The organism is Sphingomonas sp. CCH21-G11, assembly GCF_001555965.1.
Classification (GTDB): Bacteria; Pseudomonadota; Alphaproteobacteria; order Sphingomonadales; family Sphingomonadaceae; genus Sphingomonas.
In genome coordinates this window covers 75,873-92,478 of sequence record NZ_LSHX01000033.1, presented here as the reverse complement: position 1 = coordinate 92,478, position 16,606 = coordinate 75,873, and the positions used below count along the sequence as shown (strand labels likewise).

Sequence of the window (16,606 nt, the reverse complement as noted above, 5' to 3'; positions counted from 1 at the left end):
TACCCGGTCACCCGATCCAGGCGCGTTCCCGGAACCACTTGGTCAGGACATATTTCGTCCCTGCACGCACCTTCATGCCGTGGTGAATCGTCGCCGGATTGGGCGTGCCATCGGGGCGGTTGTTGTTCCAGGCAAGCAGCTTGCCGCGTTCGGGCTGAATCGTCTTGTCGATCGCCTTGAACCGCGTCGCGCCGCCCGCTTCGGGCACGTTGAGATACAGCATGACCGTCCAGGTGCGGTTGCCCGACCGGCCGCAGAACCGCTCGAAATCGACACCTTGGGGCGAGAAATAATCGGTGTGCGGCTTGAACTCCTGGCCGACCGCATAACGCTGCCCCTGCAGCGGTTCGCCATGGGCGGGATCGATGCCGCAGAAGCGGTTGATGCGTGCCTCCACCTCCTGGGCCAGCGGATCTGCGGCATCGAAATCACAGGTTTCGCTGGTCCGGAAATAGGCATCGCCGTTGGGATCGGCGATCGTCGACGGCCGTCGATCGCGATCGATCCGGCCGATCAACGCGTCGCAGAGCGCCGCATCGAGGAAATCGCGACAGACGAACAGCGTGACTTTGGGACTCGGCACGCGCTGCACGCGCGGTTGCGTCATGATCTGTGCGATGATCGGTTCGCCGGGGTGGCCTGAACCCAGCCGGGTGATTGAATGGTCGCGCGTCGCCATGCCGTTTATCATGCCCAAACCGGCATCGCCGCACCAGTCGTGGCGGCCGATCCGCCGCGCCGTCCCGCACCGATCCTTTGAAAGAATAATGTCACATCTTGTTCGTAATTGCGGGTTGGAAAAGTCGGCGCATCCGCCGGCAATTCGCGTCCGCGGACCCGCAACAGCGGGCGGGACGGCAGCGCCGGGGGCTTTGAACGGTGGGCGATATGGAGCGGCGACCGGAAGACGTGGCGGCCGAACCGCATCGATTGGCAGCATCGTCGGAAGGATTGGCCCTGCCGGTTGCCTCGATCGAACAGGTGACCGGGGCGTTGCAGGACCGCCGGGCGCGCCAGCAGCCCATTCGTTTCATCTTGGCCGAAGGTGCATCGGCCGACGATGTCGCGGGCCGGCTGTTCGACGCGCTGGTCGATGATGCACGCAGTCAGGGCGCGCCCGGGCTCGATCTGGAGCCCTATTGCGGCGCATATACCGTGCGTGCGCGCATCGATGGGCGGCAGCAGACGCTCAGCATTCTGAGCGCACCCATCAGCGCCGCGGTTCGCGCGATCGTCGCGCCCTCGGCCGATCTGGGCGAGCGGACGGTCGCCCGCACAATCGGGGATGCGCGCGAGTTCATGTCGGTCAGCGCGCTCGATTGTGCCGAGGGACGCCGGATCCACATCGAGTTCAAGGCCGCCGCCACCGCGCCGCGCATGATCGCACTGGGCGGGGCGTCGCACGGGACGCGCCAGCGCCTGTCGCGACTGCTCGACCGGGCTGAGGGCGTCATCCTGGTCGGGGGCCTGCCCGGTTCGGGCCGGCATTCGACGATAACGGCGATGCTGCAGCATATGGCGTCGCGCGGGCGCAGCGTCCTGGCGCTGGGCGACCGACCGTCCGCGCCGGTCGCGGGCCTGGGCCATGTCCCCGTCACCGAACCCGGTGCTTCGGGCATTGCCGAGATGCTTCGTGCAGCCGCGCGGCATCAGCCCGACGCGATCGCTTTCGACGGCATTGCCGATCGCGCACTGATGGAACTTGCGCTCCAGAGCGCCCAGCCCCAACCGATGATGATCGCGCGCACCGATGCGGCCGACGCGATCGGCGCAATCCTGCAGCTTCGCGCGCTCCGGATCGATCCGTTTCTGATCGCCGGATCGTTGCGTGCGGTGATGGCGCAGCGGCTGGTCCGCCGGCTTTGCCCGGAATGCCGCTTCCCGGTCCAGGCGGCGCCGTCGGTTTCGGCGCTGCTCGGCTTCGATCCCGGCGCGATCGTGTATCAGGGCGCGGGCTGTGACGCTTGCGGAGGAACCGGGTTCCAGGGCTTCATCGCCGCGTTCGAGCTGGTCGAGGTCGATCATGCGATCCGCCGCCTGATCGCCGATGGCGGCGACGAATCCATTCTGGCCCGCCACGCCTTCTTGAAGACGCCGAACCTCGGCTCGGCGGCGCGTGCGCTGGTCCGTGAGGGCGCGACGAGTGCGGAGGAAGCGGTGCGGCTGTCGCGCGGGACGCCAATCGCCGCCTAGCCGCGACTTGGGGGTTGGGCGCGCGACTGATATGCTTGACGCCGCCCGGCCCTGCCCGCTAAGCGCGCGGCTTCGCGGCGACCGTAGCTCAATTGGTTAGAGCGCTGGTTTGTGGTACCAGAGGTTGCGGGTTCAATCCCCGTCGGTCGCCCCATTCCTCCTTCCCCAATACCGGGAAATCAGCCGTGCCGACCGACTGGGGTTTCGACGACTTCGACGACCATGAGGGCGTCCACCTGTTCACCGACCGTGACACCGGGCTGCGCGCGGTGATCGCCATTCATTCGACGGCGCTGGGTCCGGCAGCGGGCGGCGTGCGCTACTGGCATTATGCGCACAGCGACGCTGCGATCACCGACGCGCTGCGCCTGTCGCGCGGCATGAGTTTCAAGAATGCGATGGCGGGCCTGCCGATGGGCGGGGGCAAGGGCGTCATCCTGGCTCCGTCGCCGGGCGCGGTGAAGGCCGATGGACTGCTCGCAGCGTTCGGGCGCGCGATCGATTCGCTGGGCGGGCGCTATGTGACGGCCGAGGATGTCGGCATGTCCGAAGCCGACATGATCGCGATCGCAACCACGACGCGTCATGTCTCCGGCCTTCCCGCCAGCGCCGGCAGCGCGGGCGGCGATCCGGGCCCCTACACGTCGCGCGGCGTGTATCTGGGGGTCCGCGCCGCCGCCGCACGCGCACTCGGCACCGATGACATGCGCGGCGTTCGCGTCGCGATCCAGGGGGTGGGCAGCGTCGGCGGCGGGCTCGCGCGGCTGCTCGCGGCCGACGGCGCCGTCCTGACCCTCGCCGACGTCAACCGGTCGCGCGCGCAGGCGCTGGCGGATGAGCTGGGCGCGGCGATCGCCGATCCCGATGCGGTGCTGACCCTGGACACCGACATCGTAAGCCCGAACGCCTTGGGCGCGATCCTGACCGAGGCGACGATCGCCGCGCTGCGGTGCAAGGCGGTGGCGGGCGGCGCGAACAACCAGCTTGCGACGCCCCAGGACGGGGCGCGGCTGCACGCGCGCGGCATCCTGTATGCACCCGATTACGTCATCAACGCTGGCGGCATCATCAACGTCGCGCTCGAATATCTGGGCCAGGGCGACCGGGCCGAGGTCGAGGCCCGCGTCGCGCGCATCCCGGAACGGTTGGTCCAGGTGTGGGACGAGAGCGCACGGACCGGCCAGCCCGAAGCCGATGTTGCCGACGCGATCGCGCGCCGCCTGATCGGGCGGGGCTGACCGCGCGGCGATGCTCGTCGGCTGGCTTATCCTGGCGGGACTGGCAGCAGCGGCGGGCGCGGCTCTGTGGGCACTGGGGTTCAGCCGGACGCTGGCGTCGCTCGCCGGCGCGGCGATGATGCTGGCGGCGGCGGGCTATGCGCTGCAGGGGCGGCCTGCCCTGCCCGGCAGCCCCACCGGCGCGCGCGCAGCGCGCGGCCAGGTCGATCCCGATACCGTGTCGATGCGCCTGAAGCTGTTCGGACGCTTCGGCAGCACCGCGCAGTTTTTCGTCGCCGCTGATGCGCTGACCCGGGTCGGATCGCCCGGTTCGGCGATCCGGCTGCTGATCGGCGCGCTTCAGGGCGATCCGCGCAACGTTGCGCTGTGGAGCGGCCTTGGTCTCGCCTATCTCGACCATGACCGCGACATCCTGTCGCCGCCCGCGCAATTCGCGTTCGAACAGGCGATCCGCGTCGACCCATCGGCACCGGGCGGCTATTATTTCTATGGCGTCGGCCGGGCGCGGACGGGTGATTTCGACCGCGCCCGCAGCTTGTGGCGCGCCGCGCTGGAACGGACCGCGCCCGGCAGCAACGCGCGCGCCGCGATTGCCGAACGGCTCGCGATGCTCGACGATTTCGCCGCAATGCAGGCGCTCGCCCCCGCCCGCCCCTGAACCAACGCCGGCGATCACATACGAATACATCGCGTCGTGCGCCGTTGCGCCGCTACGCTGGACGCGCAGCCCGGAAGATACCGGTGCGCCAGCAGGAGAGGACGATGACGGCACGCGGATTTGGACGATTTGGCGTTGCGCTGGCGCCGATGGTTGCGACGTTGCTCGCATCCTGCGCGACCCTGCCGCCGACCCGGCCGGCGACGGCAGCCGATGCGACCGCGCCGGTCGACCCCTTCTGGCGCAATGCGACCGTCTATTTCCTGATGACCGATCGTTTCATGAACGGCGATCGCGGCAACGACGCCGCCATTCCCGCGGTCGGCAAGCCCGACCTGCTGCGCGGGTTTGAAGGCGGCGACATTGCCGGGGTCACGCAGCGGATCGAGGCAGGCTATTTCGACGCGCTGGGCGTCGACGCGATCTGGACCACTCCGCTGATCGAAAACGTCCATGGCGCGGTGATCGAGGGCGAATGGGGCTACAGCTATCCCTTTCACGGCTATTGGCCGCGCGACTGGAGCAAGGTCGATCCGCGGCTGGGCAGCGAGGCGGATCTCGCCCGCATGATCGACGCCGCGCATCGCCACGGCATCCGCATCATCGCCGACGTCATCATCAATCATGCCGGCGCGGTGACCGACCGCGGCGACCCGCGCTGGCCGGAAGACTGGGTCCGCCGCGGCCCGGCCTGCGATTACAAGAACTTCGCGGGCAACGTGCCGTGCGAATTGTCGTTCACGCTCCAGGACATCCGTACCGAATCCGAAACGCCGGTCGCGTTGCCCGACTTCATGGTCGAACGCTGGCGGGCGGAGGGCCGGTACGAGCGCGAGATGGCGGAGCTCGATCGCTTCTTCGCACGCACCGGCTATCCGCGCGCACCCAAATACTACATCGTCAAATGGCTGACCGACTGGGTACGCGATTACGGCGTCGACGGCTTTCGCGTCGATACCGCCAAGCACACCGACCCCGAAATCTGGGGTGTCCTGAAGCGTGAGGCGGAGATCGCGCTCGCCGAATGGCGCGCGCGCAACCCCGACCGGATCGCCGGCGACAAGCCCTTCTATATGGTCGGCGAGGTGTTCAATTTCGGCCTCGACGGCTTCGGCCACGCGCGCGAGCGCCGCTATGACTATGGCGACCGCCAGGTCGATTTCTATCAGCACGGCTTCGACGCGCTGATCAACATGGGCTTCCCGACGCATGCCGCGCTGCCGATGCCCGAACAGCACCGCATTTTCGACGCCGACCTGAACGGCGGCAATTTTGCGGGGCGCGGCGTGCTCAACTATCTCGCGTCGCACGACGACATGAACCCGTTCGATCCGACACGGGCGACTGCGCGCGACGACGCGACGCGGCTGATGCTGAGCCCGGGCGGCGCGCAGATCTACTATGGCGACGAGATCGGGCGCTCGCTGGTCGTGCCGGGCACGCGCGGCGACGCGACCCTGCGCTCGAATTTCGACTGGTCGGCGGTGGAGCGCAACGCCGCGCTTCTCGATCACTGGCGGCGGCTCGGGCGCTTTCGCAAGGCGCATCCGGCGCTCGGTGCGGGCAAGCACCGTGAACTGTCGCGCGCGCCCTATACCTTCGCGCGCGTGCTGGAGGGTTCGCGCGGCAGCGACCGCATCGTCGTCGCGGCGGGCGTCACACCCGGCGCGAACAGCATCGTGGTCGACGACGTGTTCGCTCCGGGCACAAGGGTCCGCGACGCCTATAGCGGCGAGGAGTCGACCGTGCGCGGCGACCGCGTGGCATTGACGAAGAGCGCGGACGTCATCCTGCTCGAAATGCTCTGACGCGGGCCGCTCAGCGCGCGCCCGGCCAGGCCTCGAACGGCAGGTCAAGCGCCTCGGCGACCGCCGGGTGGCGGATCTTGCCCCCCGACACGTTGAGCCCGTTGGCCAGGTGGCGATCCGCCTGCATCGCCGCCTCGGCGCCATGGTCGGCGAGCCGGATGACAAAGGGCAGCGTCGCGTTGTTGAGCGCAAACGCGCTGGTACGCGCCACCGCGCCCGGCATGTTGGCCACGCAATAATGAATGACGCCCTCCTCGACATAAACCGGGTCGTCGTGGGTCGTCGCGCGCGAGGTTTCGAAACAGCCCCCCTGATCGATCGCGATATCGACGAGCACCGAACCGCGCTTCATGGTCTTGAGCATCTCGCGCGTGACCAGCTTGGGCGCGGCGGCGCCGGGGACCAGCACCGCGCCGATCACCAGATGCGCGCTGCGCACCGCCGCCGCGATCGCCGCCTTGCTCGCATAGGCGGTCTTGATCGTGCTGCCGAAATGCATGTCGAGTTCGGCGAGGCGGTCGTTGTTGATGTCGTAGATGGTCACGTCGGCGCGCTGTCCGGTCGCCATCTGCGCCGCGTTGATGCCCGACACGCCGCCGCCCAGGATCGCGACCTTGGCCGGCGCAACGCCGGGCACGCCGCCCAGCAGCACCCCGCGCCCGCCCTGTTCCTTTTCCAGATAATGCGCACCGACCTGAATCGACATCCGCCCCGCCACCTCGCTCATCGGCTTGAGCAGGGGCAGCGACCGGCTGTCGGACGTCACCGTTTCATATGCGATGCAGGTCGCCCCGGCTGCCATCAGCCCCTCGGCCTGCGGCTTGTCGGCGGCCAGGTGGAGATAGGTGAACAGCGTGTGCCGCGATTCGAGCAGCGCGATTTCGGACGGCTGCGGCTCCTTGACCTTCACGATCATGTCCGCGCCCGCGAACACCGACGCCGCATCCGGCAGGATGGTCGCGCCGGCGGCGACGTAATCGGCATCCTCGAAATCGATCCCCATGCCCGCCTTTGTCTCGACGACGACCTGATGTCCGCGCGAAACCAGTTCGGCCACCGAAGGCGGGGTCAGGCCGACGCGATATTCGTGGTTCTTGATTTCCTTGGGCACGCCGATGCGCATGGTCACTCTCCTCGTCGCTGGCCTCGTCGCCGGTCGCGCGTGTCATAGCGCGAGCGTGCGGCGGATGTCTTTGCAAAGGCAGCGGTGGCAGCACCACGCTTTTGCATGAACCCTGCGCCAATCCGCGCTAGGATGCACAAGTCATGCAGACCGATCGAATCGACCTCGCCATCCTCAGCCATCTGTCCGCGCATGCACGGACTTCGGTCAGCGAGCTCGCCGCGCGAGTCGGGCTGTCGCAATCGGCGTGCACGCGGCGGATCCAGGCGCTGGAGGCAGCCGGGTTGCTTCGCGGCTATGGTGCGCGGATCGATCATCGCGCCCTGGGGTTCAAGGTCATCGCGCTGGTCGACATCAAGCTCGGCACACAGGTCGAGGAGGATCTGGCGCAGTTTGAACGCGCGATCGGCGCGATCGACGGGATCGTCGAATGCGCGCTTGTTTCCGGATCGCAGGATTACCGGCTGAAGGTACTGTGTCGCGACCTCGACGATTATGAGCGGCTGCATCGCGAACATCTCGGCCGCCTGCCCGGCGTCCACACGATCAGCTCCAGCTTCGTGCTCCGCGCGGTACCGACCCGGTCGGAGGCCGATGCACTGTTCGGCGAACGGTGCCCCTGAGTCGGCCTGTTGCAAGCGCGAACGCATGGTGATACCGGCGCGGCCAGGCTTTTCGGGCGGATTGTTTCGGAAGCACGGTATCGTTTCGATGATTTTGACCTCATTTCCGACTGACTTCCGGCCTTGACCAGCGCCGGCTCCGCCTCAGTGCAGGCCACACCCGACGCAGACGAAGCCGCTGCGCCGCACCATCGCGAACAGGCCGTGTGGAAACTCGCCGTGTCGGCGATTGGCGTCGTGTTCGGCGACATTGGCACCAGCCCGCTTTACGCGTTCCGCGAAACCTTTGCGGGCCACCATCCGCTCGCGCTCGATACCCAGCATGTGATGGGTGTCATCAGCCTGATGTTCTGGTCGATGATGGTGGTGGTGACGCTGAAATACGTCCTCATCATCCTGCGCGCCGACAACAAGGGCGAAGGCGGCAGCCTGGCGCTGCTCGCGCTGATTTCCGGCAAGACGCGAAACCGGCGCTGGACGGCCGGGATCATCCTGCTGGGCGTGTTCGCCACCGCGCTTTTCTATGGCGACAGCATGATCACGCCGGCGGTGACGGTGCTTGGCGCGGTCGAGGGGCTCGCGGTCGCCGCGCCCGGCTTTGGCGGCCTCGTGCTGCCCGCGTCGGTGTTCATCCTGATCTTCCTCTTTTCGATCCAGCGCAACGGGACGGCGCGGATCGGCGCGTTCTTCGGCCCGATCATGATGACGTATTTCATCACCATCGCGACGCTCGGCGCGATCAGCATTTCGCAAAGCCCGGCAGTGCTCGGCGCACTGTCCCCGCATCATGCCGTGCTGTTCTTCGCGGACGAGCCGCTCGCCGCATTCCTGGCGCTCGGCTCGGTGGTGCTGGCGGTGACCGGGGCGGAGGCGCTCTATGCCGACATGGGTCACTTCGGCCGCAATCCCATCCGCCTGTCGTGGCTGTGGTTCGTGCTGCCCGCGCTGATGCTCAACTATATGGGCCAGGGCGGACTGCTGCTGCGCGACGGCGTGCTCGCGCTCGAAAGCCCCTTCTACCTGCTCGCGCCCGAAAGCCTGCGCTTCCCGCTCGTCATCCTGGCGACGATGGCGGCGATCATCGCCAGTCAGGCAGTCATCTCGGGTGCGTTTTCGGTTACGCAACAGGCGATCCAGCTCGGCTTCATGCCGCGCCTGCGCATCGATCACACCAGCGCATCGACGGCGGGACAGATCTATATCCCGCTCATCAACTGGCTGCTGATGACGATGGTCATCCTGCTCGTGCTCATCTTCCAGAGCTCGTCCAATCTCACCTCGGCCTATGGCATCGCGGTGACCGGCGCGATGTTCATCGACACATGCCTGCTGACCGTGCTGCTGTTCTCGCTGTGGAAGTGGCGGTGGTATTTCTCCGTGCCGCTGCTCGCGCTGCTGTTCGTGGTCGACGGTGCCTATTTCCTCGCCAACCTGACCAAGGTCCCCGACGGCGGCTGGTTCCCGCTGCTCGTCGGCCTCGTCATCTTCACCTTCCTCACCACCTGGTCGAAGGGTCGGATGCTGATGATCGAGCAACTGCGCCGTTCCGCCATGCCGATCCAGGTGTTCATCTCGTCGGCCGCCAATTCGGCGACGCGCGTGCCGGGAACCGCCGTGTTCATGACCAGCACCCCCGATGGCGTGCCCCACGCGCTGCTCCACAATCTGAAGCACAACAAGGTTCTGCACGACCGGGTCATCCTGTTGACCGTCAAGATCAAGGACGAACCCTATGTCGCCGACGATTGCCGGGTCGAGCTGGAGGATCTCGGCCAGGGCTTTCATCGCATGATCCTGCGCTACGGCTTCATGCAGGAGGCCGATGTGCCCGCCGCGCTGAAGCAGGTGCGCGATTGCGGATCCGAGTTCCGAATGATCGAAACCAGCTTCTTCCTCGCTCGCCAGACCCTGCTGCCGTCGGACAAGCCGGGCATGATGCTGTGGCGCGAAAAGCTGTTCGCTTGGATGCTGCGCAACGCCGAAAGCGCGATGGAGTTTTTCCGCCTGCCGACCAACCGTGTCGTCGAGCTGGGCAGCCAGGTCGAGATTTGACCGACGCCCGCGACGTCGCGCGCGGACCCGTGATCGTCAGCGCGCTGTTCGGTCCAGCCGACTTCGCGTGGCTCAATGGTCTGCGTCAGCGTCACTTCCCGCCCGAACGCAACCAGCTCGACGCGCACCTTACCTTGTTCCACCATCTGCCCCCCGACCTGCTTCGCGAACTGAAGCAGCGCCTGAACGCGGCGACGCGGGGGCAGCCCCGCCCCGACGCCCGCATCGCCGGGCTGATGAACCTGGGCGGTGGCGTTGCCTTTCGCGTCGAATCGCCCGGGCTCGCGACGATCCGCGACGAACTGGCGGAGGCGTTCGCCCCGCTTCTGGTGCCGCAGGACCGCGCCGGATGGCGACCGCATGTGACGATCCAGAACAAGGTGCCGGCGCGCGCCGCCCGCGCGCTGCTCGACGAACTCGCCGCCGGCTTCACGCCACGCCCGCTCGTCATTTCCGGCCTTGCCGCATGGGAATATCGCGGCGGGCCCTGGGCCCCGCTGTCGCGCCACATGTTCGCTTGACCGTCGCGCGCGACGCCCCTATGTCGCGCGCTCGCCGACCGCGATGCCGGTATTCTGGGGCGGAGTAGCTCAGTTGGTTAGAGCAGCGGAATCATAATCCGCGTGTCGGGGGTTCAAGTCCCTCCTCCGCTACCAACCCGGATTGTCCACCAGTGACCCACTGAGGCCACTGGCAGACATTTTTCGAGGAAAATCAAATATTTTTCGCGTCCCGTTGCGTACGCCGGCGTCCCGGTGCGACCGGCTGCGGCCACCCACGGCGATTTGGATTGGGGGTATTTTGGGGGTATTTTTCGGCTGTCCCCAAAACAGGCGATACCCCCAGATGGCTTTGAAAGAACTTGAGGTCAAATACGCCACCAAGCGGCAGCGCCCCTACAAGCTGTCCGATGGAGAAGGCCTGCACCTGCTCGTCCAGCCGAACGGATCGAAGCTCTGGCGCCTGAAATACCGCTTCGACGGCAAGGAAAAACTGCTGAGCTTCGGCAAATATCCGACCGTCACGCTGGCGATCGCCCGCGAGAAGCGGACCGAAGCCAAGCGGCTGCTCGATCAGGGTGAGGACCCCGCCGAGGCCAGGAAGCGGGCGAAGAAGCAGAGGGCCGCGCTCAAGCTGTTCGAAGAGATTGCGCGGGCCTGGCACGCCAATCGTATTGAAGGGCTGGACTCGGCCCATGCCCTGCGCGTCATCAACCGGATGGAGCGCGACGTCTTTCCGGTCATCGGGAAGCGTCCGATCACGGAAATCGACCCGCCCGAGATTCTCGAGATGATCCGCGCGGTCGAAGCGCGCGGCGCCCTCGATATCGCCCGTCGCCTCAAGCAGAACGTCAGCCAGATCTATCGCTTCGCGATCGCGAGCGGCTGGGCGACCATCGATCCGACGCTCGGCCTCAACGATGCGCTCAAGCCCAAGCCGCCCGTCAGGCACATGGCGCGCGTGCCGCTCGCGGAGTTTCCGAAGCTGGTGCGAGCGATCTTCGCCTATGACGGCGAGGACACGCCGCGCCGCCGCGAGATCACCCGTGACGCGCTGCTGTTCACCTTGCTCACATGGGTCCGAACCAGCGAAACCCGCTTCGCGGCCAGGGACGAGTTCGAGGATCTCTATGGACCGAACCCGCTATGGCGTCTGTCGCCGGAGCGCATGAAGATGGAACGTGAGCATCTTGTTCCGCTGTCCCGCCAGGCCGCAATGATCGTTCAGCGCCGCTTGCAGGCGACGAACGATGCGTTCCTCTTTCCCGGAGCCAAGCCTGGAAAGTCTATTTCCGAGAACACCATGATCTATGCCTGTTATCGGATGGGGTATCTCCATCGGCAGACGGTACATGGGTTTAGGGGGCTCGGCTCGACCTGGGCGAACGAAGCCGAACGCTACAAGCCGGATTGGATCGAGATGGCGCTCGCTCACGAGGACGAGGATGAGGTGCGCGGCGCTTACAACAGTGCGCTCTATCTCACACCGCGAAGGCGGATGCTCCAAGACTGGGCCGACGTGATCGACGCGGCAACCGCAGTGTCGAATGTCGAGAAGAATCCTATCGAGTTCTCACAATTCATGCGCTGTTCCGCTCCCATCCAGCACCTGCCACCAAGCGACCAGAGACAGCCGTATTGGCAACGCCCCCTTCGGGCGGCTTCGCGATGAGCCTCAAAAGTCAGAACCGCCGATTTAGAGGCGCGGTTTTCTGCCATAGTTGTTAGAAATATCAGCTACTTAGATGCATCCGCGAATAGTAGAATGAACTCCAAGAAACCGTATCTCACTACATCTCATCATAGCTGATTCCCCTTGCAACTCGACAAGGGAAACCGCCGGGACCGCCAATTACGCCGATACATCGTCTGGAAGGGCTCGATTGGGGCGAGCAGAACGCGCGCATCCGTCCCGATGGACGCGCTCAGCGTGACTAATTCAATGAAATATATGGGGTTATTTGCGTCGCCACGAAGCGTCAGCGGTGCAGGCTCATCAGTCCTTAATCAATGAGTGGGAGGAATAGTTCGCCAACAAATTGAATTGGACGATGAGCCCCAAGGCGCGGCAAATGGCGCCAAATCAAAAAATGCCGTGGGGAGGACAGTCATGGTCACAGCCTTTAGGACAAATTTGCTTTGTGCCACCGCGCTATCGATCGCGTGTGCGCTTGCAGTGCCGGCACATGCCCAGGACGCTGCATCGCAGGGCGAAAAGCCCGAGGCGCAGGAAGGTGGCCTTGAGACAATCGTCGTCACGGCGCAGAAGCGCGAACAGAATTTGCAGGATGTTCCAGCCGCCGTTTCCGCCATAGGCGGCGAGACGCTGCGCACGCGCGGCATCACGGAGACCTCAGACTTGATGGGCGCGATCCCCAGCCTGCAAGTCACCACTCCCTATGGTCGCACCCAACCGAATTTCTCGCTGCGCGGGATTTCAGTGGCGAACGAATTTTCCGCCTCCACTGCGTCGCCGGTTGGCGTCTATGTCGATGAAGTCTATCAGAGCTTCCGGGCGAGCCATGGCCTGCAACTCTATGACATCGACCGGGTCGAGGTACTGCGCGGACCGCAAGGAACACTCTACGGTCGCAACACCACGGGTGGCGCGATCAGCTTCTTCACGCGCAAGCCGGATCTGGGAGAGGCCAATGGCTATCTGACCGCCGGCTATGCCAATTACGACACTTTCACGGTGCAGGGCGCCGCTGAAGCGACGCTGGTTCCCGACATCTTGGGCGTCCGCGTCGCCGGTACTTTTGCAAAAGGGGATGGTTGGCAGCGCAATGTACTGCCTGGGAATGAGCGCGACCTAGGGACCACCGATACGATCGGCGGTCGCATCTCGATCCGCTTCCGGCCCGATCCCGATCTCGACATCAATTTGAAGCTCTATGCCGCGAAGGACGATCCATGGGGCACCGCGCCCTATGCAGGTGGTCAACTCGCGGGCGGGCAGGATGCGCTCGGCTATTCGCGTTACGATCCGCAACCTTTCCTAGGCGGGCGGTTGCTGCGTGACAATGAGGTCGCAGTTGATCGGGTAGGTAAGAACATCAGCAAGTCGAAAGGGATAGCCCTCAACATCAAATGGGATGTCAGCGACCAATTCTCCGTCACCTCGATTACCGGCTACGACACCGGCGACTATATCAACAATCCTGATGATTGCGATGGCGGCCCAGCCGATCTCTGCTCGATCGGCCTCACGTCGACGAGCAAGAATTTCAACCAGGACCTGCGTTTCAGCTATTCGAACGACCGCCTCGATATCATTGCCGGCCTTTATTATGGCAGGGACAAGGTCAAGACGGTCAACTACCCGGACTTTTTCGGGGCGCTGAGGCCGCTGCTGCTTGGCGCCGGTCTTCCGGGCAGCTACAATAACGCCGCAATCGGAACGCCCGACGCGATCCGCTATATCCCAGCCTTTGCCGCCAATCCGGCGTTGGGGCCTGGCGATGCCGGATTCTGCGACGCGATCGAGATCAATCCCAACGGCTTCCTTGATGCACGCTCGCTGATTGCACTCCAGACCGACATCGCGATCAATAATACGGGCAATGGCGGCATGGGGGGTAGCTTTTCGGCGGGCTGCGCCGGGGCAGGCGCGCCTCCGTTCACCCCGATCCTCGGCGAACAGCGTTTTGACGTGTCGCGCCCCTCGAAGGCGATCTACGGCGACGTAACCTGGAAAGCGACCGAGCGGCTGACCGTGGCGGTGGGTGCACGCTACACCCAGGATAAGGTCAATTACCTTAACGGCAGCACTTTCCTCTATGCGCTCGACGGTACGACGCCGGTTGTCAACCTGATCCCCTACAGCAATCCATACAACCCCAATCTCGCGCCGCTTGAGCAGCGCGAAAAGGCAAACAGGCTAACCGGCCGTATCAATGTCAGCTATGAGTTCGCCGATGATATCATGGGCTATCTCCAGTACAGTCGCGGTTACCGCAGCGGCAGCTTCAACGGGCTTGCCTATCAGGGCGTCAATCAAGTCTATTATATCCAGCCTGAAAAGGTGAATGCATATGAGGCGGGGCTCAAAACCCGGCTGTTCGATCGCCGCGTCCAACTTAACCTCGCGGGCTTCTACTACGAGTATTCGAATCACCAAGTAACGCAGGTGGTCGGCGCTACAACCTTCACGCGCAGCGCCAATGGTCGCCTGTTCGGTGGCGAGGCCGAACTCGCCTGGCAGGTGGCCGATACGTTGCGTTTCGATGCTTCGCTGGGCTATCTCAACAGCAAGTACAAAGGCAATGTGATCGATCCGGCAAACCCGGCCAGCCCGACATTGAACGTCAACGGCAATCCCTTCCCGAACGCGCCGGAGGTTACGTTCCAGGCCGGATTCGACTGGGATATGATCGATGACGGCACCAACAAGCTGACCTTGCGCGGTGATGCGTCCTACATGGGCAAGTACTATTTTGATCCGTTCAAGAATTATGGGCAGACACCGTGCGATACACCCCCAGCGGGATCGAACATAACGCTCGCGGGTAAGGCGATTACATGCGCAAATCCGGGCTACTGGCTCGCCAATGCGCGATTAACCTATGCGCACGACAATATGTCGGTTAGCTTGTGGGCGAAGAATCTGTTCGACAAATATTACTACACCTACGGCCTCAACATCAACGTGTTCGGCTACGATTATCTGAACCGCGGCATGCCGCGCACTTATGGCGTCGAAGCGACAGTCAAGTTCTGATCGCTGCTGCGACGGGGGCGGCGGGCATCCTCTCCCGCCCGCTGCCCCCGATTTTTTCGACCTGACTTTCAGACCGAGGAGCATCCATTATGCGTTCCACCGGCAACGGTCCCTCATTCATCGGCACGGCGTACAGAATCGAGCGCGCTGTGATCACTGAGATCGGCGCAGCTGAAAGCACCGCCCAGGCGAGCAGCGCCGAGCGGCCAGCGCGCCTCCGGACGATTTAACGTGGATGCGTCTCGGAACAGAACTGAGCTGGAACGAATTTTCGCGACCCAACGCGAAGGGACGCGTGAGCAGGTTTCGCGCAGCTACGAAGAACGCATGGACCTGCTCGGGCGCCTTGGCCGGATATTTGAGCAGCACAGAGACGAATTGGTCGATGCCGTTGCCGCCGATTTCGGCATTCGATCCCGCTACGAGACTATCCTGCTCGACCTGATGCTTGGCATATCGGAAATTAAATTTGCGCGCCGCAATCTGAAGACGTGGCTGAGGCCGCGGCGGGTGAAGACTGACATCTTCGGCCTTCCCGGTTCATCGCGCCTGGTCCCCCAGCCCCTAGGTGTGGTGGGCGTTCTCGGCACGTGGAACTATCCGCTCGGCACCATATTCGTTGGCGCGGCCGGTGCATTGGCGGCCGGCAACCGCGTGATCGCAAAGCCGAGCGAAGTTTCCGCCAACGCCGCCGAAGCCAGCGAGCGGCTTGTGCGCCGGTATTTCGCCGAAGAGGAATTCGCGATTGTCCAGGGCGGGCCCGACATGGCACAGGCGATGACGGCCCTACCTTTCGACCATATTCTCTTCACCGGTTCACCCGCGGTTGGCCGCAAAGTCTATGAAGCGGCGGCTGCCAACCTTACACCTGTTACTCTGGAACTTGGCGGCAAATGCCCTGCCATCGTGGGCAAGGGTGCATCGCTTGCACAAGTCTGTGAAAGCTTAGTGTTCGGCAAGCTGCTCAACGCCGGCCAGACCTGCATCGCCGCTGACTATGCCTTCGTCCATGTCGATCAGATGGAAAGCTTCGTCGCCGCACTCCGCGCTCAGGTTGCCAAATGCTACCCCAACGCGGCAAGCAACCCCGATTTCACCAGTATCATCAATGACCGACAGTTCGCGCGGCTCCAAGGTTTGCTCGATGATGCCGAAGCCAAGGGCGCGACGGTGCTCAACCTCTCGGACAACGGCGATGGAACGCTTCCTGAACGGCATCGGATCGTGCCGTTGGCGGTTCTCGACGTTACCGATGACATGGCGATGATGCAGGAGGAGATTTTCGGACCGATCCTGCCGATCATGCCATATCGCTCCGAAGACGAGCTCATTCGCTACGTAAACCGGCATGAGCGCCCGCTGGCGCTCTATTATTTTGGCGACGAAAGTGAGGAACGGCGCAAGATCATTTCCGAAACGCACGCTGGCGGCGTGACTCTCAACGGCACGGTCATGCACGTCTTCCAGCGCCGGCTGCCTTTCGGTGGCATCGGACAGAGCGGCATCGGTGCCTATACCGGCGTCGCCAGTTTCGAGCGCTTCACTCATTACAAGCCGGTGTTCTCTCAGCCGAAACTCAGCCTGCTTGGTCAACTTCTGCCACCCTATTCGAGCAAGACCGAAGGACTACTCAACATCTTCGAAAAGATCCTCTGACGTGGCTGCGGCGGTTGATGCTGGCATGTTGCATG

Annotated in this window: 12 protein-coding genes and 2 tRNA genes; 12 read left to right on the top strand and 2 right to left on the bottom strand. The window is 64.2% G+C overall.

The annotated features are described in order from the left end of the window. Positions 1-7: 7 nt before the first annotated feature. Positions 8-679 carry a prolyl hydroxylase family protein gene (locus tag AX676_RS09115; RefSeq protein WP_066479759.1) on the bottom strand — a complete coding sequence of 224 codons (672 nt, stop codon included), beginning with the start codon at positions 677-679 and terminating at the stop codon, positions 8-10. A 209-nt stretch (positions 680-888) separates the two neighbouring features. On the opposite strand from AX676_RS09115, the gene AX676_RS09110 reads away from it, so the two are divergent. From AX676_RS09110 to AX676_RS09090, 5 genes are all read left to right on the top strand, one after another. Beyond that, positions 889-2,193 carry an ATPase, T2SS/T4P/T4SS family gene (locus tag AX676_RS09110; RefSeq protein WP_066667212.1) on the top strand — a complete coding sequence of 435 codons (1,305 nt, stop codon included), beginning with the start codon at positions 889-891 and terminating at the stop codon, positions 2,191-2,193. A 77-nt stretch (positions 2,194-2,270) separates the two neighbouring features. Further along, a tRNA-His gene (locus AX676_RS09105) sits at positions 2,271-2,347 on the top strand. A 31-nt stretch (positions 2,348-2,378) separates the two neighbouring features. After that, a complete protein-coding gene (locus AX676_RS18065) occupies positions 2,379-3,431 on the top strand; it encodes a Glu/Leu/Phe/Val family dehydrogenase (protein ID WP_066479762.1) in 1,053 nt (350 codons plus the stop codon). A gap of 10 nt (positions 3,432-3,441) precedes the next feature. After that, positions 3,442-4,089 carry a tetratricopeptide repeat protein gene (locus AX676_RS09095; RefSeq protein WP_066479764.1) on the top strand — a complete coding sequence of 216 codons (648 nt, stop codon included), beginning with the start codon at positions 3,442-3,444 and terminating at the stop codon, positions 4,087-4,089. Between the two features lie 104 nt (positions 4,090-4,193). Continuing rightward, the gene (locus AX676_RS09090) at positions 4,194-5,897 is read left to right on the top strand and encodes an alpha-amylase family glycosyl hydrolase (RefSeq protein ID WP_066479771.1); all 1,704 of its coding nucleotides are present in this window, start codon (positions 4,194-4,196) and stop codon (positions 5,895-5,897) included. 10 nt (positions 5,898-5,907) lie between these two features. Here the strand turns inward: AX676_RS09090 and ald are convergent, their stop codons facing one another. Beyond that, complete coding sequence (gene ald / locus AX676_RS09085) at positions 5,908-7,020, bottom strand: alanine dehydrogenase (protein ID WP_066479774.1); 1,113 nt, start codon at positions 7,018-7,020, stop codon at positions 5,908-5,910. Positions 7,021-7,163: 143 nt separating this feature from the next. On the opposite strand from ald, the gene AX676_RS09080 reads away from it, so the two are divergent. The 7 genes from AX676_RS09080 to AX676_RS09050 all read left to right on the top strand — a co-directional run bounded on the left by AX676_RS09080 (position 7,164) and on the right by AX676_RS09050 (position 16,571). Then, positions 7,164-7,643 carry an Lrp/AsnC family transcriptional regulator gene (locus tag AX676_RS09080; RefSeq protein ID WP_066479776.1) on the top strand — a complete coding sequence of 160 codons (480 nt, stop codon included), beginning with the start codon at positions 7,164-7,166 and terminating at the stop codon, positions 7,641-7,643. 147 nt (positions 7,644-7,790) lie between these two features. Continuing rightward, on the top strand, positions 7,791-9,695 hold the full coding sequence (locus tag AX676_RS09075; RefSeq protein ID WP_066480160.1) for a potassium transporter Kup: 1,905 nt from the start codon (positions 7,791-7,793) through the stop codon (positions 9,693-9,695). Continuing rightward, on the top strand, positions 9,692-10,216 hold the full coding sequence (locus tag AX676_RS09070) for a 2'-5' RNA ligase family protein (RefSeq protein ID WP_066479777.1): 525 nt from the start codon (positions 9,692-9,694) through the stop codon (positions 10,214-10,216). Before AX676_RS09075 ends, AX676_RS09070 begins: the two co-directional genes overlap by 4 nt. A 58-nt stretch (positions 10,217-10,274) precedes the next feature. Further along, positions 10,275-10,351, top strand: a tRNA-Met gene (locus tag AX676_RS09065). A gap of 190 nt (positions 10,352-10,541) precedes the next feature. Then, the gene (locus AX676_RS09060) at positions 10,542-11,867 is read left to right on the top strand and encodes a tyrosine-type recombinase/integrase (protein ID WP_081095415.1); all 1,326 of its coding nucleotides are present in this window, start codon (positions 10,542-10,544) and stop codon (positions 11,865-11,867) included. A 438-nt stretch (positions 11,868-12,305) separates the two neighbouring features. After that, on the top strand, positions 12,306-14,915 hold the full coding sequence (locus tag AX676_RS09055; protein ID WP_223181513.1) for a TonB-dependent receptor: 2,610 nt from the start codon (positions 12,306-12,308) through the stop codon (positions 14,913-14,915). Between the two features lie 231 nt (positions 14,916-15,146). After that, positions 15,147-16,571: an aldehyde dehydrogenase family protein gene (locus AX676_RS09050; RefSeq protein ID WP_157228455.1), complete on the top strand. Its 1,425-nt coding sequence runs from the start codon at positions 15,147-15,149 to the stop codon at positions 16,569-16,571. Positions 16,572-16,606 lie beyond the last annotated feature (35 nt).

Excerpts from the sequence above, each read along its gene's own strand:
- AX676_RS09115 (WP_066479759.1), bottom strand. The coding sequence starts at position 679 with ATGGCGACGCGCGACCATTCAATCACCCGGCTGGGTTCAGGCCACCCC.
- AX676_RS09110 (WP_066667212.1), top strand. The coding sequence starts at position 889 with ATGGAGCGGCGACCGGAAGACGTGGCGGCCGAACCGCATCGATTGGCA.
- AX676_RS09095 (WP_066479764.1), top strand. The coding sequence starts at position 3,442 with ATGCTCGTCGGCTGGCTTATCCTGGCGGGACTGGCAGCAGCGGCGGGC.
- AX676_RS09090 (WP_066479771.1), top strand. The coding sequence starts at position 4,194 with ATGACGGCACGCGGATTTGGACGATTTGGCGTTGCGCTGGCGCCGATG.
- ald (WP_066479774.1), bottom strand. The coding sequence starts at position 7,020 with ATGCGCATCGGCGTGCCCAAGGAAATCAAGAACCACGAATATCGCGTC.
- AX676_RS09080 (WP_066479776.1), top strand. The coding sequence starts at position 7,164 with ATGCAGACCGATCGAATCGACCTCGCCATCCTCAGCCATCTGTCCGCG.
- AX676_RS09060 (WP_081095415.1), top strand. The coding sequence starts at position 10,542 with ATGGCTTTGAAAGAACTTGAGGTCAAATACGCCACCAAGCGGCAGCGC.
- AX676_RS09055 (WP_223181513.1), top strand. The coding sequence starts at position 12,306 with ATGGTCACAGCCTTTAGGACAAATTTGCTTTGTGCCACCGCGCTATCG.